Source organism: Burkholderia sp. YIM B11467, from assembly GCF_052952715.1.
The window spans coordinates 758355-780989 of record NZ_JBQVSQ010000001.1 but is presented as its reverse complement, the minus strand read 5'-3'; the positions used below and the strand labels follow the sequence as shown (position 1 = coordinate 780989).

The 22635-nt window shown below is 66.9% G+C and carries 19 protein-coding genes and 1 riboswitch; of the genes, 15 read left to right on the top strand and 4 right to left on the bottom strand.

Going from position 1 to position 22635, the window contains the following annotated elements; genetic code table 11:
• The first annotated feature begins 5 nt into the window (after positions 1-5).
• Genes ACTRWB_RS03480 through ACTRWB_RS03470 form a run of 3 tightly spaced genes read left to right on the top strand, consistent with a single transcriptional unit; the run spans position 6 to position 5109 of the window.
• Complete coding sequence (locus ACTRWB_RS03480; RefSeq protein ID WP_446900947.1) at positions 6-1535, top strand: efflux RND transporter periplasmic adaptor subunit; 1530 nt, start codon at positions 6-8, stop codon at positions 1533-1535.
• Positions 1532-4735, top strand: coding sequence for an efflux RND transporter permease subunit (locus ACTRWB_RS03475; RefSeq protein WP_446900946.1), 3204 nt, complete (start codon positions 1532-1534; stop codon positions 4733-4735). The genes ACTRWB_RS03480 and ACTRWB_RS03475 overlap by 4 nt, the downstream gene beginning before the upstream one ends.
• Complete coding sequence (locus tag ACTRWB_RS03470; protein WP_446900945.1) at positions 4735-5109, top strand: copper-binding protein; 375 nt, start codon at positions 4735-4737, stop codon at positions 5107-5109. Before ACTRWB_RS03475 ends, ACTRWB_RS03470 begins: the two co-directional genes overlap by 1 nt.
• 130 nt (positions 5110-5239) lie before the next feature.
• Here the strand turns inward: ACTRWB_RS03470 and ACTRWB_RS03465 are convergent, their stop codons facing one another.
• The 3 genes from ACTRWB_RS03465 to ACTRWB_RS03455 form a co-directional block, all read right to left on the bottom strand.
• A complete protein-coding gene (locus tag ACTRWB_RS03465; protein WP_419687985.1) occupies positions 5240-6250 on the bottom strand; it encodes a sodium:calcium antiporter in 1011 nt (336 codons plus the stop codon).
• A 73-nt stretch (positions 6251-6323) separates the two neighbouring features.
• Positions 6324-6500: riboswitch (yybP-ykoY riboswitch) on the bottom strand.
• A 126-nt stretch (positions 6501-6626) separates the two neighbouring features.
• Complete coding sequence (locus tag ACTRWB_RS03460; RefSeq protein ID WP_446900944.1) at positions 6627-8078, bottom strand: heavy metal sensor histidine kinase; 1452 nt, start codon at positions 8076-8078, stop codon at positions 6627-6629.
• Positions 8075-8746 (bottom strand): heavy metal response regulator transcription factor, encoded by a 672-nt coding sequence (locus tag ACTRWB_RS03455; protein WP_129516443.1) that lies wholly within the window; start codon positions 8744-8746, stop codon positions 8075-8077. Before ACTRWB_RS03455 ends, ACTRWB_RS03460 begins: the two co-directional genes overlap by 4 nt.
• Before the next feature lie 268 nt (positions 8747-9014).
• On the opposite strand from ACTRWB_RS03455, the gene ACTRWB_RS03450 reads away from it, so the two are divergent.
• The 10 genes from ACTRWB_RS03450 (at position 9015) to ACTRWB_RS03405 (ending at position 19302) form a co-directional block, all read left to right on the top strand.
• Positions 9015-9362 carry a hypothetical protein gene (locus ACTRWB_RS03450; RefSeq protein WP_446900943.1) on the top strand — a complete coding sequence of 116 codons (348 nt, stop codon included), beginning with the start codon at positions 9015-9017 and terminating at the stop codon, positions 9360-9362.
• Between the two features lie 89 nt (positions 9363-9451).
• A complete protein-coding gene (locus ACTRWB_RS03445) occupies positions 9452-9724 on the top strand; it encodes a hypothetical protein (RefSeq protein ID WP_343490874.1) in 273 nt (90 codons plus the stop codon).
• Positions 9721-11199, top strand: coding sequence for a TolC family protein (locus ACTRWB_RS03440; RefSeq protein ID WP_446900942.1), 1479 nt, complete (start codon positions 9721-9723; stop codon positions 11197-11199). The genes ACTRWB_RS03445 and ACTRWB_RS03440 overlap by 4 nt, the downstream gene beginning before the upstream one ends.
• Position 11200: 1 nt before the next feature.
• A complete protein-coding gene (locus ACTRWB_RS03435; protein WP_193101470.1) occupies positions 11201-12496 on the top strand; it encodes a multicopper oxidase family protein in 1296 nt (431 codons plus the stop codon).
• Between the two features lie 68 nt (positions 12497-12564).
• A complete protein-coding gene (locus ACTRWB_RS03430) occupies positions 12565-12912 on the top strand; it encodes a copper-binding protein (RefSeq protein WP_446900941.1) in 348 nt (115 codons plus the stop codon).
• Between the two features lie 14 nt (positions 12913-12926).
• Positions 12927-13313, top strand: coding sequence for a copper homeostasis periplasmic binding protein CopC (gene copC, locus ACTRWB_RS03425; RefSeq protein WP_446900940.1), 387 nt, complete (start codon positions 12927-12929; stop codon positions 13311-13313).
• Entirely contained in the window at positions 13310-14251 is a 942-nt protein-coding gene (locus tag ACTRWB_RS03420; protein ID WP_446900939.1) for a copper resistance D family protein, read from the top strand. Before copC ends, ACTRWB_RS03420 begins: the two co-directional genes overlap by 4 nt.
• A 213-nt stretch (positions 14252-14464) precedes the next feature.
• On the top strand, positions 14465-16279 hold the full coding sequence (locus tag ACTRWB_RS03415; RefSeq protein WP_446900938.1) for an ExeM/NucH family extracellular endonuclease: 1815 nt from the start codon (positions 14465-14467) through the stop codon (positions 16277-16279).
• A gap of 700 nt (positions 16280-16979) precedes the next feature.
• The gene (locus tag ACTRWB_RS03410; protein WP_446900937.1) at positions 16980-18827 is read left to right on the top strand and encodes a S10 family serine carboxypeptidase-like protein; all 1848 of its coding nucleotides are present in this window, start codon (positions 16980-16982) and stop codon (positions 18825-18827) included.
• Between the two features lie 43 nt (positions 18828-18870).
• Complete coding sequence (locus tag ACTRWB_RS03405; RefSeq protein WP_129516452.1) at positions 18871-19302, top strand: 2-oxoglutarate dehydrogenase; 432 nt, start codon at positions 18871-18873, stop codon at positions 19300-19302.
• A gap of 63 nt (positions 19303-19365) precedes the next feature.
• Here the strand turns inward: ACTRWB_RS03405 and ACTRWB_RS03400 are convergent, their stop codons facing one another.
• Positions 19366-20370: a helix-turn-helix domain-containing protein gene (locus ACTRWB_RS03400; protein ID WP_446900936.1), complete on the bottom strand. Its 1005-nt coding sequence runs from the start codon at positions 20368-20370 to the stop codon at positions 19366-19368.
• Positions 20371-20570: 200 nt separating this feature from the next.
• Between ACTRWB_RS03400 and ACTRWB_RS03395 the strand changes: the two genes are divergently transcribed.
• Both ACTRWB_RS03395 and ACTRWB_RS03390 read left to right on the top strand, forming a co-directional pair.
• A complete protein-coding gene (locus tag ACTRWB_RS03395) occupies positions 20571-21818 on the top strand; it encodes a D-arabinono-1,4-lactone oxidase (RefSeq protein WP_446900935.1) in 1248 nt (415 codons plus the stop codon).
• Positions 21819-21851: 33 nt separating this feature from the next.
• The gene (locus ACTRWB_RS03390) at positions 21852-22631 is read left to right on the top strand and encodes an SDR family NAD(P)-dependent oxidoreductase (protein ID WP_446900934.1); all 780 of its coding nucleotides are present in this window, start codon (positions 21852-21854) and stop codon (positions 22629-22631) included.
• Positions 22632-22635 lie beyond the last annotated feature (4 nt).

Sequence of the window (22635 nt, the reverse complement as noted above, 5' to 3'; positions counted from 1 at the left end):
ACCACATGACGAAGCAATCACTGACGCGCGCGGTGCTGATGACATTCGCCGGCGCGGCGCTGCTCGGCGCGGGGTATGTCGCGGGCACGCGCCATGCGGCAGGTAACGCGGCGATGGCGGCATCGACACCCGCCGCCGCTGCATCGGCCGGCAGGACCGACCCGAACACGGGGCGCAAGGTGCTGTACTGGCACGACCCGATGGTGCCGAACCAGCATTTCGACAAACCGGGCAAATCGCCGTTCATGGACATGCAGCTGCAGCCCGTCTATGCGGACGAAGGCGGCGGTTCGTCCGGCATCCGGATCGATCCGGGCCTGCAGCAGAACCTCGGCATTCGCTACGCGACCGTGCGCCGCCAGCAGACGGCGGCCGGTTTCGATGCGGTGGGCACCACGCAGTTCGACGAATCGCGCGCGGACGTCGTGCAGTCGCGCGTCACCGGCTACATCGACCGTCTGTATGCACGCGCGCCGATGCAGCGAATCGCGAAGGGCGCGCCGGTCGCGTCGCTGTTCGTGCCGGACTGGCTCGCGCCGCAGGAGGAATATCTCGCGCTCAAGCGCGGCGGGATGGACGGCAGCCTGCTCGATGCGTCGCGTGCGCGGATGCGCGCGCTGTCGATTCCCGACGGCATGATCGCGAACCTCGACCGCACCGGCCGCGCGCAGACGCACGTCGTGCTGAGTGCGCCGGAAACCGGCGTCGTCAGCGAGCTGAACGTGCGCGACGGTGCGATGGTCGCGCCCGGGCAGACGCTCGCGAAGATCGCCGGGCTGTCGACGCTGTGGCTCATCGTCGAGGTGCCGGAAGCGCTCGCGCTGAACGTGCAGCCGGGGATGTCGGTCGACGCGACGTTCGCGGGCGATCCGGCCCAGCACTTCAGCGGGCGCATCCGCGAAGTGCTGCCCGGCATCAGCACGAGCAGCCGCACGCTGCAGGCACGCGTGGAGATCGACAATGCCGCGCTGAAGCTCACACCCGGCATGCTGATGCGCGTGCGGGTCGCCGCGCGGCAGACCGTGTCGCGCCTGCTCGTGCCGTCCGAAGCGGTGATCGCGACCGGCAAGCGCTCGATCGTCATCGTGAAGAACGGCGACGGCCGGCTTCAGCCGGTGTCGGTGACGGTGGGCAACGACGTCGGCGGCGACACGGAAGTGCTCGACGGGTTGAACGAAGGCGACACGGTCGTCGCATCGGGGCAGTTCCTGATCGATTCCGAGGCCAGCCTGAAAAGCGTGCTGCCGCGGCTGGAACGCGCGGCCGGGGCCAGCGCGGCCGCATCGTCCGTGGCCGCGGCGGCGCCGATCTACGAAACTACCGGCAAGGTCGAGAAGGTCACGGCCGACGACATCACGTTCTCGCATCAGCCGGTTCCGGCGCTCGGTTGGGGCGCGATGACGATGGCGTTCGGCAAGCCGTCGGCGCACGCGTTCCCGGACGTGAAGCCGGGCCAGACGGTGCGCTTTGCGTTCACGCAGAGCGGCGACGGCTACCGGCTGACGAAGGTCGATCCGCAGGGAGGCGAACGATGATCGCGCGCATCATTCGCTGGTCCATCCACCACCGCTTCCTGGTGTTGCTCGCCACGGTGCTGGTCGCCGCATGGGGCGTCCATTCGCTGCGGCAGACGCCGCTCGATGCGTTGCCCGACCTGTCGGACACGCAGGTGATCGTGAAGGCGTCGTTTCCGGGCAAGGCGCCGCAGGTCGTCGAGGATCAGGTGACCTATCCGCTGACGACGACGCTGCTCGGCGTGCCGGGCGCGAAAACCGTCCGCGCGTATTCGTCGTTCGGCGACGCGTTCGTCTACGTGCTGTTCGACGATCGCACCGATCCGTACTGGGCGCGTTCGCGCGTGCTCGAATACCTGAGCCAGGTGCAGAGCCGGCTGCCGGCGGGCGCGACCGTGTCGCTCGGGCCGGATGCGACCGGCGTCGGCTGGGTGTACGAGTACGCGCTCGTCGATCGCAGCGGCCACCATGACCTCGGACAACTGCGCGCGCTCAACGACTGGTTCCTGAAGTTCGAGCTGAAGGCGGTGCCGGACGTGTCGGAAGTTGCGAGCATCGGCGGCATGGTGCGCCAGTACCAGGTCGTGCTCGATCCGGACAAGCTGCGCGCGTACGGCATCACGCAGGCGGCGGTCGCGGATGCGCTCGGCAAGGCCAACCAGGCGTCCGGCGGCTCGGTCGTCGAGCTGGCCGAGTCGGAGTACATGGTGCGTTCGACCGGCTACCTGCGCACGCTCGACGACTTCCGGCATGTCGTGCTGCGCACCGACGACGCGGGCACGCCGGTGCTGCTCGGCGACGTCGCACGCATCCAGGTCGGCCCGGCGATGCGGCGCGGGATCGCGGAGCTGAACGGGCAGGGCGAGGTGACGGGCGGCGTCGTCGTGATGCGTTCGGGCAAGAACGCGCTCACGACGATCGACGCGGTGAAGGCGAAGCTCGCCGACCTGAAGCGTTCGCTGCCGCCCGGCGTCGAGATCGTCACGACCTACGATCGCTCGCAGCTGATCGAGCGCGCGGTGGACAACCTGACGGACAAGCTGATCGAGGAATTCGTGATCGTCGGCATCGTCTGCGCGGTGTTCCTGTTCCATCTGCGCAGCGCGTTCGTCGCGATCCTGTCGCTGCCGCTCGGCGTGCTGGCCGCGTTCATCGTGATGCGCTACCAGGGCGTGAACGCGAACCTGATGTCGCTCGGCGGGATCGCGATCGCGATCGGCGCGATGATCGATGCGGCGATCGTGATGATCGAGAACGCGCACAAGCATCTGGAAGCGTACGACCACGCGCATCCCGGCGAGCCGCTGACGGCCGCGCGGCGCTGGGACATCGTCGCGACCTCGGCCGCGGAAGTCGGGCCGGCGCTGTTCTTCTCGCTGCTGATCATCACGCTGTCGTTCATTCCGGTGTTTTCGCTGGAAGGGCAGGAGGGCAAGCTGTTCGCGCCGCTCGCGTTCACCAAGACCTATACGATCGCCGCCGCCGCCGGGCTGTCGGTGACGCTGGTGCCGGTACTGATGGGCTATCTCGTGCGCGGCCGCATTCCGCACGAGCACGCGAATCCGATCAACCGCGTGCTGATCCGCCTGTACCGGCCGCTGCTCGAAGCGACGCTGCGGCGCCCGTGGTTCGCGATCGGCATCGCGGTCGTTGCGCTCGTGCTGACGGCCGTGCCGTTGTCGCGGCTCGGCGGCGAATTCATGCCGCCGCTCGACGAAGGCGACCTGCTGTACATGCCGACCGCGCTGCCGGGCATCTCGGCCGACAAGGCGAGCGAGCTGCTGCAGCAGACCGACCGGCTGATCAAGACCGTGCCCGAGGTCGATACCGTGTTCGGCAAATCCGGACGCGCGGATACCGCGACCGATCCCGCGCCGCTCGAGATGTTCGAGACGACGATCCGCTTCAAGCCGCGCAGCGCGTGGCGGCCCGGCATGACGCCGGAGAAGCTCGTCGACGAACTCGATCGCACGGTGAAGGTGCCGGGCCTGTCGAACGTGTGGGTGCCGCCGATCCGCAACCGGCTCGACATGCTGTCCACCGGCATCAAGACGCCGGTCGGCGTGAAGATCTCCGGGCCGGATCTCACGGGGATCGACGCGATCGCGACGCAGGTCGAGGCGGCGGTGAAGCACGTGCCGGGCGTCACGTCCGCGCTCGCGGAACGGCTGAACGGCGGCCGGTACATCGACGTCGACATCGACCGGCTCGCGGCCGCGCGCTACGGGCTGTCGGTCGCGGATATCCAGTCGGTCGTGTCGTCGGCGGTGGGCGGCGAGGATGTCGGCGAAGTGATCGCGGGGCGCGAGCGCTTCCCGATCAACATCCGCTACCCGCGCGAGATCCGCGATTCGCTCGAGAACCTGCGGCAATTGCCGGTCGTCACCGCGCGCGACGCGCAGATCCGCCTCGGCGACGTCGCGCGCATCGTGATCGCCGACGGCCCGCCGATGATTCGCAGCGAGAACGCGCGGCTGTCCGGCTACGTGTACGTCGACATCCGCGGCACCGACCTGCGCACGGCGGTCCGCGCGATGCAGCAGGCTGTCGCGCAGCAGGTCGCATTGCCGCCCGGTTATTCGATCGCGTGGTCGGGGCAGTTCGAGTATCTCGAACGCGCGGCGGCAACGCTGCGCACCGTCGTGCCGGTGACGCTCGTCGTGATCTTCGTGCTGCTGTTCCTCACGTTCGACTCGGCGGCCGACGCGCTGCTGCTGATGTCGACGGTTCCGTTCGCGCTGGTCGGCGGCTTCTGGCTCGTGTGGGGGCTCGGCCATGCGGTGTCCGTCGCGACGTCGGTCGGGTTCATCGCGCTGGCGGGCGTGGCCGCCGAATTCGGCGTCGTGATGCTGCTGTACCTGAAGGGCGCGCTGAAGCGCCGGCTCGACGCCGGCGAGCAATTGACCGACGCGCTGCTGCTCGACGCGATCCGCGAGGGTGCGGTGCTGCGTGTGCGGCCCAAGGCGATGACGGTCGCCGTCGTGCTCGCCGGCCTCGTGCCGATCATGGTCGGGCACGGCGCCGGTTCCGAAGTGATGCAGCGCATCGCCGCGCCGATGGTCGGCGGCATGGTCACGGCACCGCTGCTGTCGATGTTCGTCATTCCCGCCGCATGGCTTCTGCTTCAGCGCCGTCGTGTGCGAAGCGCGAGCGATGAACGGCATTCCTCCGCAGTTCCTTCCGGCATGAACGTGCCATCCACCCAAACTGGAGATTTGTGATGAAGAAGATGAAATCGATTGCCACCGCCACCGCCGCTGCCGTTCTCGCGATCGGCGCGTTCGCGGCTCCCGCGTTTGCGTCCGGCGACATGTCGGGCATGGACATGTCCGGCATGAAGATGTCGTCCGACGGCTCGGCCGCGTCGCACACCGCGCTCACCGACGCCGAAGTGAAGAAGGTCGACGCCGCGACCGGCATGGTCACGCTGAAGCACGGCGCGCTCGAGAACGTCGGGATGCCGCCGATGACGATGGCGTTCAAGGCGAAGGACGCGGCCATGCTCGCGCAGGTTCATGCGGGCGAGAAGGTCAAGGTTCGGGTCGAGAACGTCAACGGCACGCTGACGATCGTCAAGCTGGTGAAAGCGTCCTGATCGTGCCGATGCGGGCGTTGCCGACGCCCGCGTCGACGCAGTGACGCGCAGCGCGCGGACGCGGCGGCCGATGCCGCGTCCGCATCCGCGCGCGCGCGTGCGCGTCGGGCAAGGCGTCCGATTCTGGCGTTCAACGAGCCAGCGTCAGCACCAGATACCCCGCATACCCCGCGCCGTTCGCGAGCAGCGCCCAGATCGCAAGCCCGCGCGTGCGGGCATTGATGCGCAGCCAGGCCGCCGCCGCGAGCGTGATGATCACGCCGGTCAGCACTTCGGGGCGCGGCTCCCACGGCGTCAGCATGATGCCGATCGCCGGCAGCAGCGTGCCCTGGAACACCATCGCGCCGGTGATGTTGCCGAACGCGAGCGTGTCCTTCTTGCGGCGGATCCACAGCACGCTGTTGACCTTCTCCGGCAATTCCGTCGCGATCGGCACGATGATCAGCGACAGCAGCAGCGCCGATACGCCGAGCACCTGCGACACGCCTTCCACGCCGTGAATGAAGCCCTTCGCGCCGCCGACCAGCAGCGCAAGGCCGAGGGCCAACTGCAGCGCGATGGTCGCCAGGTTGGTCGGCAGGCCCGTGCGCGACAGCAGCATCGTATGCGGCGCCTCGGTGCCGTGCCCGGCATCGACGAGCTGGTTCGACGCGCGGAACGTCATCACGACGTACAGCACGTAGATGCCGACCAGCAGCGCGGCAAGCAGCGCGCGGACGGCCCAGTTGTGATGCGGCACGAACATCGCCGCGGTCGCCAGCGAGAACGCGGCGAGGAAGTAGTTCATGTCGCGCACGAACCCCGTGCGTTCGGGCGCGATCGTGCCACGCAGCCCGCGCGAGCGGATCACGGCGAGCGTCATCAGGAACGTGGTGAGCGTCGCGAGCATCAGCGGCGCACCGAGAATCGCGCCGACGCCGATCTCCTCGTTCACCGCCTGGTTCGCCGTGCCGCCGGCCAGCGCGAGCAGCGGCACCATGGTTTCGGGCAGCGCGGTGCCGACGGCCGCGAACAGCGAACCGGTGACGCCTTCGGAAATCTTCAGGCGTTCGCCGAGATGTTCGAGCGCATTGGTGAAGACTTCGGCGGCCACGAGGATGACGACCAGCATGAACGCCAGTTCGAGGAACATGAAGGTCATGCGGCACCTCCGCGGACAGGTGCGTCGATCGCGATGGCGCGTAGGGAGAAGGCTGCGGGGAACATGGGGACTCCGTGGTCGGACGCTGACGAACCATGGCGCATCCGCCGACGTCCGACCAGGAACGACGCGATGCGCCCATGGTCTCGCCAGACCGATTCGGCCGAACGCGCCACGGCTGGAAGCCGAGTGTGTTGACGCGTTCGCTTTCCGGGGGACGGAAAGCAGGCTACTCCCCAAAGACGAGCGCCAGTCTAGCCGAGCCGATTGCTTTCGGCAAGCTTGCGCGGCGATATCCTTTCGGCGGATGAGGAAAGCCGTGCGCGTGGCGGGTGCTCGTGTCGTCTCGGGAAGCAATCGCGTACGCGCGGCGGTGTCATGTGCGTGTCACGAACGCATCGCCGGCCGCGTCATCCCGCCGTACGCTCGGGAAATAGAGCGCGAACGTCGTGCGTCCGTCGTGGCTCGCGACCTCGACCTTGCCGCGATGCAGTTCCATGATCGACTTGACGATCGCGAGCCCGAGCCCCGCGTTTCTCGCCGCGCCGTGCCGCGACGAATCGATCCGGTAGAAACGCTCGAAGATCCGGTCGACCTGTTCGGGCGGAATCGCGGTGCCGCGATTCGTGACCTCGACGACCGCATAACCGGCTTGCGCGGAAACGGCCAGCTCGATCGTCGATGCGGCTTCCGCGTGTTCGAGCGCGTTCGACGCGAGATTGCTGACCGCACGCCGGAACAACGTTGCGTCCGCAACGACAGGCGCGTGGCCGTGCACGTCGATGCGCACGCCGGCCTCGTCGGCCAGCGCCTGGAAATACGACGCGAGCCGGCGCAGCTCGCTGCCCGCGTCGAGCTCGGCGGTCTTCAGGTGCTGCCTTGCATTGTCGGTGCGTGCGAGAAACAGCATGTTCTCGATCATCCGCTGCAGCCGTTCGCATTCCTCGATGTTCGAGTCGATCAGCGCTTCGTATTCTTCGGTCGTGCGGGCGCGCGACAGCGTGACCTGCGACGAACTGATCACGTTGGCGAGCGGCGTGCGCATGTCGTGCGCGAGATCGGACGAGAACTGCGACAGCCGCACGAACGCGCGTTCGAGACGGTCGAGCATCCGGTTGACCGACGTCGCGAGCTCGCGCAGCTCGACCGGGCCGCCGCGCGCGTCGAGGCGCGCGTTCAGGTTGTGCGCCTCGATGCGCGACGTCTGCCGGCCGAGGCTCTCGACCGGGCGCAGGCCGCGCGCGGCGACCGCATAACCGAGTGCGCCGACCAGCAGCGCACCGACGGCCGCCGCGAGCCAGATGTCGACGCGATAGCTTTCCAGCAGCGACTGGCGATCGGTCGCGGTGCGCGCGAGCGCGACCTGGATGGCCTCGCCCGACGGCAGCGTTTCACGCGCATACACGCAGCGCGACGTGCCGATGCCGGGCGGCGAGCACGTGAACGGGCCGCCGGCGCCACCGGTTCCGGCGGCCGGATGCGGCGCCGCGATCACCGACGCGAGTGTGTTGCCGGCTTCGTCGGAGTGCTCGACGAGCGCGTGGTTCTGCCCGTCGTAGATGTCGAGATAGACGCCCGGGTGAGACAGCAGCACCTCGTGGAATACGGCCGGATCGGCGCGCAGCGCGGCCGTCGAGCCGCTCGCGTGCGCAAGCTGCAGGAACTGGTTGAGCTTGCCGGAGATCTCGATGTCGTCACGTCGCTTCAGCTCGGCGGACAGCGAGCGATACAGATACGCGCCGGTCAGCGCGAACACGAGCGCGGCGACGACGGCGAACGCGAGCGTCAGGCGCCGCAGCAGCGAATACGAAGCCGGGCCGGCGGTCACGAACGATCCTCGAGCACGTAGCCCATGCCGCGGATCGTGTGGATCAGCTTCTTCTCGTACGCGTTGTCGATCTTCGCGCGCAGGCGCTTGATCGCCGCATCGACGACGTTCGTGTCGCTGTCGAAATTCATGTCCCAGATCTGCGACGTGATGAAGGTGCGGGTCAGCACCTCGCCTTCGCGTTCCGCGAGCAGTTGCAGCAGCGCGAATTCCTGTGCGGTCAGGTCGATGCGGTTGTCGGCGCGCCGCACGCGGCGCTTGATCAGGTCGACCTCGAGATCGGCGACGTGCAGGATGTCGCGGACGTTGCGCGGCGCGCGCCGCAGCAGCGAGCGGATGCGGGCCAGGAACTCGGCGTACGCGAACGGCTTGAGCAGGTAGTCGTCGGCGCCCAGTTCGAGGCCGGTGACCTTGTCCTCGATCGCCTCGCGGGCCGTGAGCAGCAGCACGGGTGTCTGCTTCTGCGCGCGCAAGCGCCTGAGTACCTCGAAGCCGTCCATTTCCGGCAGCATCACGTCGAGCACGACGAGATCGAAATCCTCGTGCAGCGCGAGGAACAGCCCGTCCTTGCCGGTTTCCGCGACGTCGACCGTGTAGCTCGCCTCCATCAGCCCCTTCCGGAGGTACGACGCCATCTTGGGTTCGTCTTCGACTATCAGTATCCGCATGGTGAGGCAGGCTATCGATGATTCCAGCCGGTGAGTGTAACGCCTGAGCTTACGGTGCCGCGCGTGCGCGAAAGATGACCGGCGGATGACGGAATTTTCATGAAGCACGGGCCGAAACGTCGAGCGCGCGTTTCATGAAAATCCGGTCATGTTTCGACCATGTCGTCGTCACGGCGGCGGCGATAAGCTGCAGCCGTCCTGTCTCCGGAGCGCGCCGTCGCGGTGCCGCGCCGGCCCATCCGGTCGTAGCCTGCCTGATTCCGCATCCATGTCGTACTGGCGCAAATTCATCCTCGTCGTGCTGCTGGCGCTGAGCCAGCCGATCCCGTCGTTCGCGACCGTTTCGATGCCGTGCGCGGGTGCTGTCGTGCCGGATGCGAACGAGATGTCGCACGCGATGCCGGTCGCGCAGGATGGTCATCCCGAGCACGATAGCCACGCGCCGTCGTGTTCCGCCTGCGTGTCCTGCTGCGTCGGCACGGGCATGCCGGGTGCGCCTGCGCTGCCTGCTGCGTCGGGCATCAGCGTCACGATCGTCGCGCATCCGCCGTCGGCCGTGGTCGTGTCGTTCCTGACCGGTGGCATCGACAGGCCGCCTCGCCGGATTCCCGTCTAGTCCGTGCCCGTGGCCGACAGGCCGCGATCTGCAATCCACGCCGGCGGCCGCGCAAGGCCTGCCGGACGACACTACGACGAGACCTATTCATGCGATTGATCACTGCGGCGCTGCTTGGCGCGGCGGCCATCGTGCCGTCGCTCGCGCCTGCGCAAACCCCGTTTCCCGATCCGGCGGACGCCGCCGCGACGGTGCCGGACGTCACCGTGACGTCCGCGTTCGACGGCTACCGGCCGTATCGCGACGACGAAGGCCCGGGCTGGAAACAACTGAACCGGGACGTGATGAAGCGGCCCGCGAAGCCCGGCAACACGACGGGTCACGGCGGCGCCCATTCGATGCACGGAGGGCCCGCGCAATGACGAACCTTGCGATAGCGCCGAGGATCGGTGCGGCCGCGCTCGTGCTGGCATTCCTCGCGGGCTGCACGACGTTTTCGAAGGACGGCGGCTTCGACGCCGTGTCGTCCACCGCGGCGGAACGTATCGGCAAAGACGCGGTGGTCGTGCGGACCGATGCCGACCGCGAAGCCGTCGACAAGCGGACCCGCGAACTGCTCGCCCAACCATTGTCGATGGACGACGCGGTGCAGGTCGCGCTGCTGAACAACCGCGGGCTGCAGGCGTCGTATGCGGAGCTCGGGTTGTCGGAGGCCGACCTCGTGCAGGCTGGCCGGCTGCCGAACCCGCGCTTCTCGTTCAGCCGCACTCGCGCCGGCGACGGCGAGCTGACGCTCGGCCGCACGTTCTCGGCGAACGTGTTCGCGTTGCTGACGATGCCGCTCGCGACGAATATCGAGCGCCGCCGCTTCGAGCAGACCAAGCTCGAAACGGCCGACGCGATGCTGAAGGTGGCGGCCGACGCGCGCCGCGCGTATGTCGAGGCCGTCGCCGCCGAGCAGGCCGCGAACTACGCACAACAGGTGCGCGATGCCGCGAGCGCGGCCGCGGAACTCGCGCTGCGCATGCGTCAGGCCGGCAACTTCAGCCGGCTCGATTACGCCCGCGAGCAGGCGTTCCATGCCGACGCGGTCGCGCAGCACGCGAAGGCGCGGCAGCAGGCCGTGGCCGCGCGCGAGAAGCTCACGCGCGCGATGGGGCTGTGGGGCGGGCGCACGCAGTACGTGCTGCCCGAGCGCTTGCCCGACCTGCCGAAAGTGCGCCCGGACCTGCCCGATCTCGAACGCTTCGCGATGAGCAACCGTCTCGACATCCAGGCCGCGAAGCTGCAGACGCAGGGCGTCGCGTCGTCGCTCGGCCTCAGCAAGGCCACGCGTTTCGTCAACGCGGTCGATCTCGGTTATGTGAACAACTACGAGACCGGCAAGGGTCACGAGCACGGCTACGAGATCAGCGTCGAGATCCCGCTGTTCGACTGGGGCGGCGCGAAGGTTGCGCGGGCCGAGGCGATCTACCTGCAGTCGGCGAACCGGCTCGCGAAGACGGCCATCGACGCGCGCTCCGAAGTGCGCGAATCGTACGCGGCGTACGTGACGAGCTACGACGTCGCCACGCACTACCGCGACGAAGTCGTGCCGCTGCGCAAGACGATCTCGGACGAGCTGCTGCTGCGCTACAACGGGATGCTCGCGAGCGTGTTCGAACTGCTGGCCAATGCGCGCGAACAGGTTGGCGCGGTGAACGGCTACATCGATGCGCTGAAGGACTACTGGCTCGCCGAAACCGATCTGCAGATGGCCGTCGGCGGCCGGCTGCCTGTCTCGGGCGCTGCGCTGCGCGCACCGCGTTCCGCCGAACCCGAACCTGCCGCTGCGCCGCAGCCGGCTTCCTCATCCGTGGCGCAACCGGCGCCCGCAACGCATCCGGAAGGTCATTGACATGGTGTCCCGTCGACAATTTCTCAACGGCTCGGGCGCCGCGCTGCTCGGTGCGGCGATGGTCAGCAAGGCCGGCGCCGCGTCGCTGCCCGAAGCGCCCACGATGGCGAAGACCGGCACGCAGCCGCCGCTCGTGCCGCCGAACGGCCGTCCGTACACGCCCGTCGCGACGCTGAACGGCTGGACGCTGCCGTGGCGGATGAAGAACGGCTGGAAGGAGTTCCACCTGACGGCCGAGCCCGTCGTGCGCGAGATGGCGCCCGGCATGAACGCGAACCTGTGGGGCTACAACGGCCAGTCGCCGGGCCCGACGATCGAGGCCGTCGAAGGCGACAAGGTGCGCATCTTCGTGACCAACCGGTTGCCCGAGCACACGACGATCCACTGGCATGGGCTGCGGCTGCCGAACGGGATGGACGGCGTCGGCGGTCTCACGCAGCCGCATATCCCGCCCGGCAAGACCTTCGTCTACGAGTTCCAGCTCGAGGCGCACGGCACGTTCATGTATCACCCGCACGCCGACGAGATGGTGCAGATGGCGATGGGGATGATGGGCATGTTCATCGTGCATCCGAAGGATCGCGGCACGATGCCGGTCGATCGCGATTTCGTGTTCCTGCTCGCCGCATACGACATCGATCCGGGCAGCTACACACCGCGCGTGAACGAGATGACGGACTTCAACATGTGGACGTTCAACTCGCGCGTGTTTCCGGGCATCGATCCGCTGCCGGTGCGCGCGGGCGACCGCGTGCGGATTCGTTTCGGCAACCTGACGATGACGAACCATCCGATCCACCTGCACGGCTACAGCTTCGAAGTCGCCGGCACCGACGGCGGATGGATCCCGCCGGCGGCGCGCTGGCCCGAAGTGACGGCCGATGTCGCGGTGGGCCAGATGCGCGCGATCGAGTTCACCGCCGATCGCCCGGGTGACTGGGCATTCCACTGCCACAAGTCGCATCACACGATGAATGCGATGGGCCACCAGGTGCCGAACCTGATCGGTGTGCCGCAGAAGGATCTCGCGCAGCGCATCGGCAAGCTCGTGCCCGACTACATGGCGATGGGCAGCACGGGTGGCGCGATGGGCGGCATGGAGATGCCGCTGCCCGACAACACGCTGCCGATGATGACGGGCACGGGCCCGTTCGGTCCGCTGGAGATGGGCGGCATGTTCACGGTGCTGAAGGTGCGGCAGGGGCTCGGCCGCAACGACTATCGCGATCCGGGCTGGTTCCGGCATCCGAAGGGCACCGTCGCGTACGAGTACACCGGCGAATTGCCGGACGGTTGAGCAGCAGCACGCGGCGGCCGTGCCGATGCGGCCGCCGGTTTCGATTCACTCACTCTGGAGCAAACACGATGAAGAAGGGACTGGTTTCGATTGCAACGGGTTGCGCGCTGGCGTTCTCCGCCGCGTCGTACGCGGCCGGCGACATGGCCGGCATGGACATGAGCGGCGGCGCGAAGCAGGGCGCCGATGCGGCGCAGCGCATGTCGCACGGTGAGATCCGCAAGGTCGACACGGCCGCGGGCAAGTTGACGATCAAGCACGGCCCGCTGGACAACCTCGGGATGGACGCGATGATGATGGCGTTCAAGGTGAAGGACCCGGCGATGCTGTCGCAGGTGAAGGTGGGCGACAAGGTCGACTTCGTCGCCGACGACGTGGGCGGCGCGCTGACCGTCGTCGAGCTGAAGAAGCCGTGACGCCGGGCACGAACATGAAGATCAGGATCACGACGCTCAAGCGGCTGGCCGGCTTCGCCGCGGCCGGCGCGATCCTCGCCGCCGCGCCGGTCGCGGCATCGGCGCACGGCAAGCTGGAAAGCGCCGTACCGGCGACGGGCAGCACGGTCGACACGGCGCCCGACACGGTGCGGCTCACCTTCAACGAAGACCTCGAACCGGCGTTCAGTTCGGTGAAGGTGTCGGACGCGAACGGCAATGCCGTCACGCAGGACAAGGCGAAGGTCGACGCGTCGAACCCGCGCGTGATGACGGTTGCGATGCCGAAGCTCGCGCCAGGCGCGTACACGGTGCAGTGGGCAGCGATGACGGCCGATGCGCATCGCACCAAGGGCACTTATACGTTCAGGGTGAAGGGATGAACGACGGTTTCGTCGGCCTGCTGCGTCTTGTGTCGGTGGCGATCCAGAACGCCGGGTTCGCGGGCATCGTCGGCGCGCTGCTCGGCAGCCACTGGCTCGCGCGCGGCGCGTCGGCGTGGCAGCACGGCATCGGGCGGCGCCTCGTCGCGACGCTGCGCATCGCGTCCGTCGTGTCGCTGTTCGCGAGCATCGCCGCGTTCTGGGCGCATTGCGCGCTGATGAGCGACGTGTCGATGCTCGAAGCCGGGCCGGCCGTCTGCGCGATGCTCGTGGGCACCGGATTCGGCCACGCGTGGCTGGCCGGTGCCGCGTTCATGGTCGTGATCGTGCTGCTGTCGTTTCTCAGGCATGCGAACGACACGCGTTTTCCGTTCGCGATGTGGGCCGCGCTCGCTTGTGTCGCGCTCGCGCGCAGCAACGGCGGGCATCCGGTCGACGCCGGGTTGTTCAGCGTGCCGGTGTGGGTCGACTGGCTGCATCTGCTCGCGATCAGCGCATGGATCGGGCTCGTGTTCGTGACGGCGTTCGGCGTGATGCCGCGTCTTGCCGGCATGCCGGCGAGCGAACGCGCGACCGGCGCATCGTTCGTGCAGTCGCTGTCCGATGCGTCGACGGTTGCGTTGATCGTGTTGTTCGCGACCGGCGCGTACAACGGTTGGCGCGGCATCGATACGCCGGCCAACCTGCTCGCGTCGAGCTACGGGCAGATCCTGCTGCTGAAGCTCGCGCTCGTGCTGATCGCGGCGGCGCTCGGCGGACACAACCGGTTCTTCGGGATGCCGAAGTTGCTGGCTGAGTTGAAAGACCCGGCCGCCGCGATGCCGGCCGCCCCGTTGCGCCGGTTCGGCGCGGTGTTGCGGATCGAGGCGGTCGTGCTGGGCGGCGTGCTGATGGTGGCGGCCGTGCTCGCGTCGAGCGCACTGCCGGGGACGGTCTAGCGCGGCGGCGCGTTGTCGAAGCATCGCGGGGGAATCGTCACGGGCACGATGGATTTTCATCAGACGATTTCCCCGCATTTTCCGGCACAACCGCGCGGCCGGTGGCGATCGTCGCGCGAAATCACTTGTTACATTTACCTGTCTTTTGATTACCAAAAACTGTCATTGAGCGCCGCTAAGCTTTCGCCACCCTCACAACCGGGATCTCCCGTCATGCGCTCGACAATCCGCCTGTTTGCCCCGCTATTGCTGCTCCCGACGCTCGCCGCCGCGCCGGTGTTCGCCGCCACCGCCGCTCCCGTCAGCCCGAACTGCGGCGGCAGCACGACGCCGATCGCCGATATCCAGGGGCCGGGCGCGCCGTCACCGCTCGCCGGCCAGAACGTGTCGATCGAAGCCGTCGTCACCGCCGATTTCGGCGGCACGGACGGCTTCGGCGGCTTCTTCGTCCAGCAGGCCGATGCACAGCGCCGCAACCAGCCGGGCGTGTCCGAGGGCCTGTTCGTCTATGCGCCGAAAGTGCGCGCGAAGGCGGGCGATCTCGTGCACGTGACGGGCAAGGTCGAGGAGAAATACGGGCAGACGCAGCTCACGCAGTCGGGTGCGATCGCGGTGTGTGCGAACGGCCAGACCGTCACGCCCGTGACGCTCACGCTGCCGGTCGACAGCCCGAACGCGTTCGCCGCGTATGAAGGGATGCTCGTGCGCCTGCCGCAGACGCTGAACGTCACCGACAACTACGAGCTCGGCCGCTACGGCAGCGTGATGCTCAGCAACGGCCGCCTGTGCACGCCGACGAGCGTCGTGCCGCCCGCACAGGCGCAGACGCAGATCGACGCGAACGCGCGCAACCGCCTGATCCTCGACGACGGCTCGAACAAGCAGAACCCCGCGACCGTGCCGTATCCGGCGCCCGGCCTGTCGGCCGCGAACACGCTGCGCGCGGGCTACACCGTGCGCGACATCGAAGGCGTGCTCGAAGTGCGTTACGGCGCGTGGCGCGTGCAGCCGCTGCCCGGCGCGGCCGTGCCGGCGTTCGAGGCGCGCACGAACCCGCGCACCAACGCGCCTGCGCGCGATCCGAAATCGAACCTGCGCGTCGCGTCGTTCAACGTCCTCAACTACTTCAACGGCAACGGTCTCGGCGGCGGCTTCGACGATCCGAACAACCGCGGCGCGAAGACCTACGCCGAATTCCAGCGTCAGGAAGCGAAGATCGTCAGCGCGCTGAAGGCGCTCGACGCCGACGTGATCGGCCTGATGGAAATCCAGAACAACGGTTACGGCGAACTCAGCGCGGTGCGCCAGCTCGCGGCGAAGCTCGGCAACAACTGGCGCGTCGTCGATCCGGGCACGTCGCGCCTCGGTGGCGACGCGATCGCGGTCGCGCTGATCTACGACAGCCGCAAGGTCGAACCGGTCGGCCGCGCGGCGACGCTCGCGATCGACGACAAGAATCGCCAGCCGCTCGCGCAGTCGTTCCGTCGCATCGGCGGCAAGCAGGCGCTGACGGTCGCGGTGAACCACCTGAAGTCGAAGAACTGCCCGGACGCCGCGAACGACGATCTCGACCAGGGCGACGGCCAGGGCTGCTGGAACCCGACGCGCACGCGCGCGGCGGCGAAGGTCGCTGACTGGCTTGCCGGCACGCCGACGGGTGTCGCGGGCCAGGGCGTGTTGCTGATCGGCGACTTCAACAGCTACACGCATGAAGACCCGATCCGCACGCTCGAATCGCGTGGTTACCGCAACCTCGTGGCGCGCTGGATCGGTGCGAACGCATACAGCTACGTGTACAACGGCGAAGCCGGTTATCTCGACCATGCGCTCGCGACGCTGCCGCTCGCGTCGCACGTGAAGGCCGTGCACGAATGGCACATCAACGCGGACGAGCCGCTCGCGCTGCAGTACACGCTCGCGTACAAGTCGGCCGAGCAGCAGAAGACGTACTACGCGCCGGATGCGTATCGCTCGTCGGATCACGATCCGGTGCTGATCGATATCGCGCTGCCGGGCGGCGGGAATTGATGGCGGGTTGACCGCGGGTGATGCGCGGCGTGCGGCGAGTCCGCACGCCGCTGCCCGCCCGGGAAATGGATTCGAATTTCGGGTAAATAATTCCGCCGAAACCGCCATGAATTAACGCAATCGGTATTTTATGGATGGCGCAATGCACATGAGCGCCTGGATTGAAGAATGCCTGAAGCGAATCGAGTCATCGAATGACGTGTGCATGGCGTGACGGCACCTTAATCGATTGTCGATAATAAAAATGAAAGAAAAATCCAGTCGATCTGAAGGGTATGCAAGCGCTGCATCAATACCGGCAAGGCTTGTGAGTTGTGCGACAGAAGTAAAATATTCGGCGAATCATTGCCGATAAAACGCGCCTTGCACGAATAATCTTTTTGTCTTTCAAATTCCAGACACTGACCGTCGTTCGCATCATTACGGGATTTTTAATATCGGAATGATCTTTGACAACGCGGCGCAGCACCGCCTATTTTTGTCGGTGTCGTAAATTCAGGTAATCAGAAAAGAAGTCCAAACTGCAGGGGGCGGTTCAAGCATCATTCTCGCCAGCAGTTTGCTGTGTCTGTATCACGTTCAGTCTCTTGAAGCAGTCCGATTCCAACCGCCTTTTGCGCGAGTGGCGGGTGTTGCTGCGCGTCTCGCCGGCGAAGGCGGCCTTTGTGAAGTGGTATCCGAACCAAATCAAAGGGCAGAGATGAAACCAGACAGGAGCAGTACCGGCAGCCGCCGTGCTCGTCACGGCCGGTTGGTCGGGCTAGGCGCATTGACGGTCATGACGCTGGCGCTCGCGGCATGCGGCGGCGACGACTCGTCGTCCGTCGGCGCGTCGAGCCTTGCGCAGACCACGGCCAGCCAGCAGGCCAGCGCACAAGCGGCCAGCAGTCAGGCACCGGCGGCCAACCAGCCTTACGTCGACCAGGTCGCGTATTCGATGAATGCGACCGACGGCCTCGCCGCCGCGCAGGTGTCGGAGAAAGCGGCGGTCATGCATTACCAGTGGACGGGCGGCAGCAAGACGGTCAACTACACGACGACCACCGGCCACCTGACCGCGCAGGACGCGAACGGCAACGCGGAAGCGTCGATGTCGTATGTCGCGTACACCGCGCCGAGCACCAACGGCAAGCCGCGTCCCGTCACGTTCGTGTATAACGGCGGCCCCGGCTCGTCGTCGATCTGGCTGCGTCTCGGCTCGTTCGCGCCGACGCGGGTGGCCACGCCCGATCCGGGTTTCGGCACCAACTGGCCGAACTATCCGATCGTCGACAACGCCGACAGCCTGATCGACACCACCGACCTCGTGTTCATCGACCCGCCGGGAACCGGGCTGTCGGAAGCCGTATTGCCGAACACCAACCAGAAGTACTGGGGTTCCGATGCGGACGTCAACATCATGCGCGACTTCATCCAGCGCTACCTGAACGTCAACAGCCGCAGCACGTCGCCGATCTACCTGTACGGCGAATCGTACGGCACGCCGCGTACCGACATGCTGGCGCTGGCGCTCGAATCGGCCGGTGTGCACCTGACGGGCATCGTGCTGCAGTCGTCGATCCTGAACTACTTCGCGGATGCGGTGGAGGCGGTGGCGATCACGCAGTCGACCGAAGGGCTGCTGCTCGAAACCGATACCGTGGCCGGTTACTTGCCCGGGTACGCGGCGGTCGCGGCGTACTTCAACCAGGTCTCGCCAGCGCCGGTGAACCAGGATCTGTACGCACTGCAGACGGAACTGTTCACGACGCTGATCTACAACCAGCTGCAGAAGTACTCGCAGTCGTGGGTGTTGAGCCAGCTCGGCATTCCGGATGCGCTCGGCACGCCGGTGTTCCCGAGCGATGCGACGCTCAGGCTGTGGGGGATACCGTCGAGCCTGACGCTGCAGGCGCTGCAGGGCTACTTCAACGCGAACCCGTTCGGCACGAGCCTGCTGCCCGGAACGACGATCGGCCGGTATGACGGACGCGTGTCGTTGCCGAACTCCGATCCGCGTCTGCAAACCGACGGCGACCCGTCCGACATCCTGATTTCGCAGCCGTTCACGAACGCGCTCGCGACGCAGATGCCTGACTACCTCGGCTATACCGCACCGAACGCGACCTACCTGCCGCTGAACGACAACATCATCGGCGTCTGGGACTTCACGCACGACGGCCAGCCGATGCCCGACACGATCCCCGATCTGCTCGGCGCGCTGCAGCTCAACCCGAAGCTTCGCGTGCTCGCGGAGAACGGCTTCCACGATCTGGCCACGCCGTTCTTCAATACCGAGAAGCAACTCGCGCGGCTGCAGACGGTGAAGGGCCTGAATCCGAAGCTGCAGGTGAACTTCTTCCAGGGCGGCCACATGATTTACCTCGACGATGTCGCTCGTCCGCAGATGAAGCGTGACCTGAAGACGTTCTACAAGGGCGCGCGGATTCCGACGGCGCTGACGCTGCATACGCTGCCGCCGCCGTGGCCGGACGAAAACCCGCCCAGCGTGCCGACCGGCAGCATCCCGGGCGCGACGGCCGCGACGACGCTGGCGGCGGCCCCTTGAGCGACGGACTCCTTGTCAGAGGAACCCTCTATTCATCCATTGAATGCGAGCGATCATGTCCCTAATCCAAATGATTCGGCGTATGTCTGCGTTGATCGTCGTCGGTGCTGCGATGAGCAGCGCCCACGCCTTGCCGCCGCAGGCGGTGGCGCCGGTGAAGCTTCCGCATGGCGGGCGCGGCGTCGACGGTCCGTTCTTTCCGTCGACGCGGGCGGCGCCGGTGTTGCCGTCGACCGGCGCGACGCTGCAGCAGCAGGCGCAGCAGCGGGTCGATGCGAGGCTCGGCGCCAATACGGTGCTGAGCAACGGCGCGGCCGTGACGAAGGCGCAGGCGCAGAGCAGCGGGCTCGGTTTCGTGTCGAAGCACTTCGACGAGATCGATGCGAAGCACACCGGCCGCGTGACGATGAGCGATGTGCGGCAGTTCATCCAGCAGCGGCAGGTGCAGGCGCAGCAGGAACAGCAGGACGAGTGACGTAGCAACGCAGCGCGGCGGCCGGTGCGAGGTCGGCACCGGCCGCCGAACCGCGACAGGCGTTCAGCTCGCGTGGCGCGCGTAGCGCCGGGCCGTGACCGACGGCAGCTCGCCGAACATCGCGCGATAGTCCTGCGCGAAACTGCTCAGGTGCCAGAAACCCCATTTGGTTGCGGCGGACGTCACGGATTCGCCGAGCCGAAGCTCGCGGCGCGCGTGGTTCAGTCGAACGGCGCGCAGATACGCAATCGGGTTCAGATTGAGCGTGTCGTGGAACGCATACTGCGCGGTGCGCCGGCTGATGCCGAGCTGCACGCACAGCTCGGCGATCGACAGCGGGCAGGTCGATGCGTCCTGAAGCCGCTCCTGCACCGCGTTGACCAGCGACCAGTACTTCGTCGGGCGCGCGGCTTGCGCGCCGTCCTCCGGCGCGGCCGCCGTCAGCACCTCCGAGATCGCGTACAGCACGGTGCGCTCCAGCAGTTCGATGCGGTCCTGCGTCGTCATGTCTTCAGCGGAGGTGCTTTTCGCCGCGGCGGCGAGCGTGCGGCGCAGCAGGTCGCGCAGATTGTCCGCGACGTACGCGGCCATCGGGATCAGCGGGGCGAGGGTGCGTGCGCGCAGTGACGCGGCCACCGTGCGCATCGCCGGCGTCGACAGCTTGTCGGGTTCGATCTCGACGTTCACGAGCACGTGCCGGTCGGGCGAATAGAACTCGAATTCCGGCAGGCTCGAGAACACGTGCAGGCTGTCGCGCCCGCTCTTCTCGCCGCACATGCGCGCATGCCCTTCCAGCTCCAGCGGCACGGCCACGGCGATCCGGTCCGACGGCACCGCGCCGCGCTGCAGGATGACCTTGTCGAGGTCCTCGACCAGCAGCTTGATGCCGCCCAGCGACACGATCGACGACGAGCCATGAAACAGGCCGCCCGAGATCTGCGTGTAATTCAGGTTCCAGCCTTCGAACGACCGCGCCTGTTCCGCCACGTCGGTGAACGCGCAGAACGCGACCGTTCGCGCGAACAGCGGGGCGCCAGAGAAATCGCTCAGGTGGGCAGACGGCGTCATCGGGGGCGGGAGGGAGCGGGCCGGATCGAATCATTGTAGCCGCACGGCGAGCCGGTCAAAAAGCGCCGCCTCGTGGAAACCCTCGCTTGCCGAAATCCGATAGTGAAAAGCGTTTCGGCACCCTACCTTTGGCATCAATACGTTGCTGTTCACCGAGCCGTGCTGACAACGCACCGCGGTGCCTATCTGGAGAGACGTTGATGGAACTTCCCCGTGGCGGATTCTGGAGAAACTGGGTCGGCAATCAGTCGTGCGTGGCCGCGCACCTGGCATCGCCGACCAGCGAGGCCGAGATCGCGGAGCTGGTGCGTACCGCGACGCGCCAGGGCAAGCATGTTCGATGCGCGGGGTCGGGGCACTCGTTCACGCCGGTCGTGGCGACGAGCGGCCTGCTGCTGTCGCTCCAGGACTACCAGGGCATCGTCGATGTCGATCAAGCGCGCAAGCGCGTGACGGTGAAGGCCGGCACGAAAATCAATGCGGTGACGCGTCACCTGAAGGCACTCGGCCTGTCGCTCGTCAACCAGGGCGACATCGATTCGCAGGCGATTGCCGGCGCGTTCGCCACCGGCACGCACGGCACCGGGACCACGCTGAGCAACCTGTCGTCGCAGGTCGTGGGGATGCGCATCGTGCGCCCCGACGGCTCGATCATGGAAGTGAGCGACCGGAAGGACCTCGACCTGCTCCATGCGACGCAGGTGAATATCGGCATGTTCGGTGTGGTGTCGGAGATGACGCTGCAGGTGACCGATGCGTTCTGGCTGCACGACCGGGTCTGGCGCGAGGATTTCGAAGCGCTGATGGAGCAATACGACGACCTGGCGGCGAAGCATCGGCATTTCGGTTTCTTCTGGTGTCCGACGTCTGAAAGCCGCGACCTGTACTGCCTGCCCGACACCGCGAAGGTGTCGAACTCGAAGAAAGACTACGACGTGTGCGAGATCAAGGTGATGGACGTCACCGACGCGCGCACGTTTCATGAAGGCGAGCACGAGAAGATCGCATACAGCTCAGAGGTGTATGCGATCCACTACGTGCCGAACTTCCACGAGCTCGAGTACGCGGTGCCCGCGCGGCACGGCAAGGAAGCGCTGCGCCGCGTTCGCGACCTGATCCTCACGAAACACCGCGACTGCATTTTCCCGGTCGAGTATCGCTTCACGAAGGGCGACCCGGCGTGGATCAGCCCGTTCAACCATCAGGACAGCGTCACCATTTCATGCTCGGGCGGCCCGAACGGCGTCGACTACTGGCCGTTCCTGAAGGACGTCGACGACATCCTGCGCGACTACGGCTCGCGTCCGCACTGGGGCAAGCTGCATTTCACGAACCGCGAAGACGTGGACCGCTGGTTCCCCAAGGCCGAAGCGTTCCGCGCACTGCGCCGCAGCGTCGACCCTGAAGGTTTCTTTCTCAACGATCATCTTCGGGCGCTGTTCAGTTGAGCGCGCCGATCAAACCAGACAGGAGAACGAAGAATGAATGTCAAGATTGACGGCCGCCTGGCCGGCAAGGTCGCCATCGTCAGCGGCGGCGCCGGCGGATGCGGCGGCGCTGCGTCCGAACTGTTCGCCGCACAGGGCGCGAAGGTCGCGATCATCGACCGCGACGGCGACGCCGCCGAAGCACTTGCGTCCAGGCTGCGCGATGCCGGCCTGCAGGCGATCGGCCTCGGCGCCGACGTGTCGAAACAGGTGGAGGTTCAGCGGGCCGTCGATGCGGCGCGGGGGCAGTACGGCAATGCGGACATCCTGTTCAACCACGCCGGCACGCTGATCGTCAAACCGTTTCTCGACATCGAAGAGTCGGAATGGGACTGGCTGATGGGCGTGAACGTCAAGAGCATGTTCCTGATGACGAAGGCGGTGCTGCCGCAGATGCTCGAGAAGGGGCGCGGCAGCATCGTGTGCACGTCGTCGATTTCGGCGGTCTGCGCGACGCCGGGCGAAGTGCTGTACGACGCGACCAAGGGGGCGTGCCACATGTTCGCGCGGGCCATCGCGGTCGAGTACCGCGACCGCGGGATTCGCTGCAACGCGCTGGCGCCGGGGTTCATCCGCACGCCGCACGGGATGCGCGAACTCAAGGACCTGCAGGCGATGGGTGTCGACGCGACCGAAGCGGCGATCGCGGTTCAGCAGGGCCGGTTGTGCGAACCGTCGGAAGTCGCGGCGGCCGCGCTGTTCCTCGCGTCCGACGAGTCGAGTTTCGTCAACGGCACGCATCTGTTCGTCGACAACTGTTTTTCCGCCGTCTGATCGT

Coding starts and splice junctions, on each gene's coding strand:
- ACTRWB_RS03480 (WP_446900947.1), top strand. CDS start 6: ATGACGAAGCAATCACTGACGCGCGCGGTGCTGATGACATTCGCCGGC.
- ACTRWB_RS03475 (WP_446900946.1), top strand. CDS start 1,532: ATGATCGCGCGCATCATTCGCTGGTCCATCCACCACCGCTTCCTGGTG.
- ACTRWB_RS03470 (WP_446900945.1), top strand. CDS start 4,735: ATGAAGAAGATGAAATCGATTGCCACCGCCACCGCCGCTGCCGTTCTC.
- ACTRWB_RS03465 (WP_419687985.1), bottom strand. CDS start 6,250: ATGACCTTCATGTTCCTCGAACTGGCGTTCATGCTGGTCGTCATCCTC.
- ACTRWB_RS03455 (WP_129516443.1), bottom strand. CDS start 8,746: ATGCGGATACTGATAGTCGAAGACGAACCCAAGATGGCGTCGTACCTC.
- ACTRWB_RS03450 (WP_446900943.1), top strand. CDS start 9,015: ATGTCGTACTGGCGCAAATTCATCCTCGTCGTGCTGCTGGCGCTGAGC.
- ACTRWB_RS03445 (WP_343490874.1), top strand. CDS start 9,452: ATGCGATTGATCACTGCGGCGCTGCTTGGCGCGGCGGCCATCGTGCCG.
- ACTRWB_RS03440 (WP_446900942.1), top strand. CDS start 9,721: ATGACGAACCTTGCGATAGCGCCGAGGATCGGTGCGGCCGCGCTCGTG.
- ACTRWB_RS03435 (WP_193101470.1), top strand. CDS start 11,201: ATGGTGTCCCGTCGACAATTTCTCAACGGCTCGGGCGCCGCGCTGCTC.
- ACTRWB_RS03430 (WP_446900941.1), top strand. CDS start 12,565: ATGAAGAAGGGACTGGTTTCGATTGCAACGGGTTGCGCGCTGGCGTTC.
- copC (WP_446900940.1), top strand. CDS start 12,927: ATGAAGATCAGGATCACGACGCTCAAGCGGCTGGCCGGCTTCGCCGCG.
- ACTRWB_RS03420 (WP_446900939.1), top strand. CDS start 13,310: ATGAACGACGGTTTCGTCGGCCTGCTGCGTCTTGTGTCGGTGGCGATC.
- ACTRWB_RS03415 (WP_446900938.1), top strand. CDS start 14,465: ATGCGCTCGACAATCCGCCTGTTTGCCCCGCTATTGCTGCTCCCGACG.
- ACTRWB_RS03410 (WP_446900937.1), top strand. CDS start 16,980: ATGAAACCAGACAGGAGCAGTACCGGCAGCCGCCGTGCTCGTCACGGC.
- ACTRWB_RS03405 (WP_129516452.1), top strand. CDS start 18,871: ATGCGAGCGATCATGTCCCTAATCCAAATGATTCGGCGTATGTCTGCG.
- ACTRWB_RS03400 (WP_446900936.1), bottom strand. CDS start 20,370: ATGACGCCGTCTGCCCACCTGAGCGATTTCTCTGGCGCCCCGCTGTTC.
- ACTRWB_RS03395 (WP_446900935.1), top strand. CDS start 20,571: ATGGAACTTCCCCGTGGCGGATTCTGGAGAAACTGGGTCGGCAATCAG.
- ACTRWB_RS03390 (WP_446900934.1), top strand. CDS start 21,852: ATGAATGTCAAGATTGACGGCCGCCTGGCCGGCAAGGTCGCCATCGTC.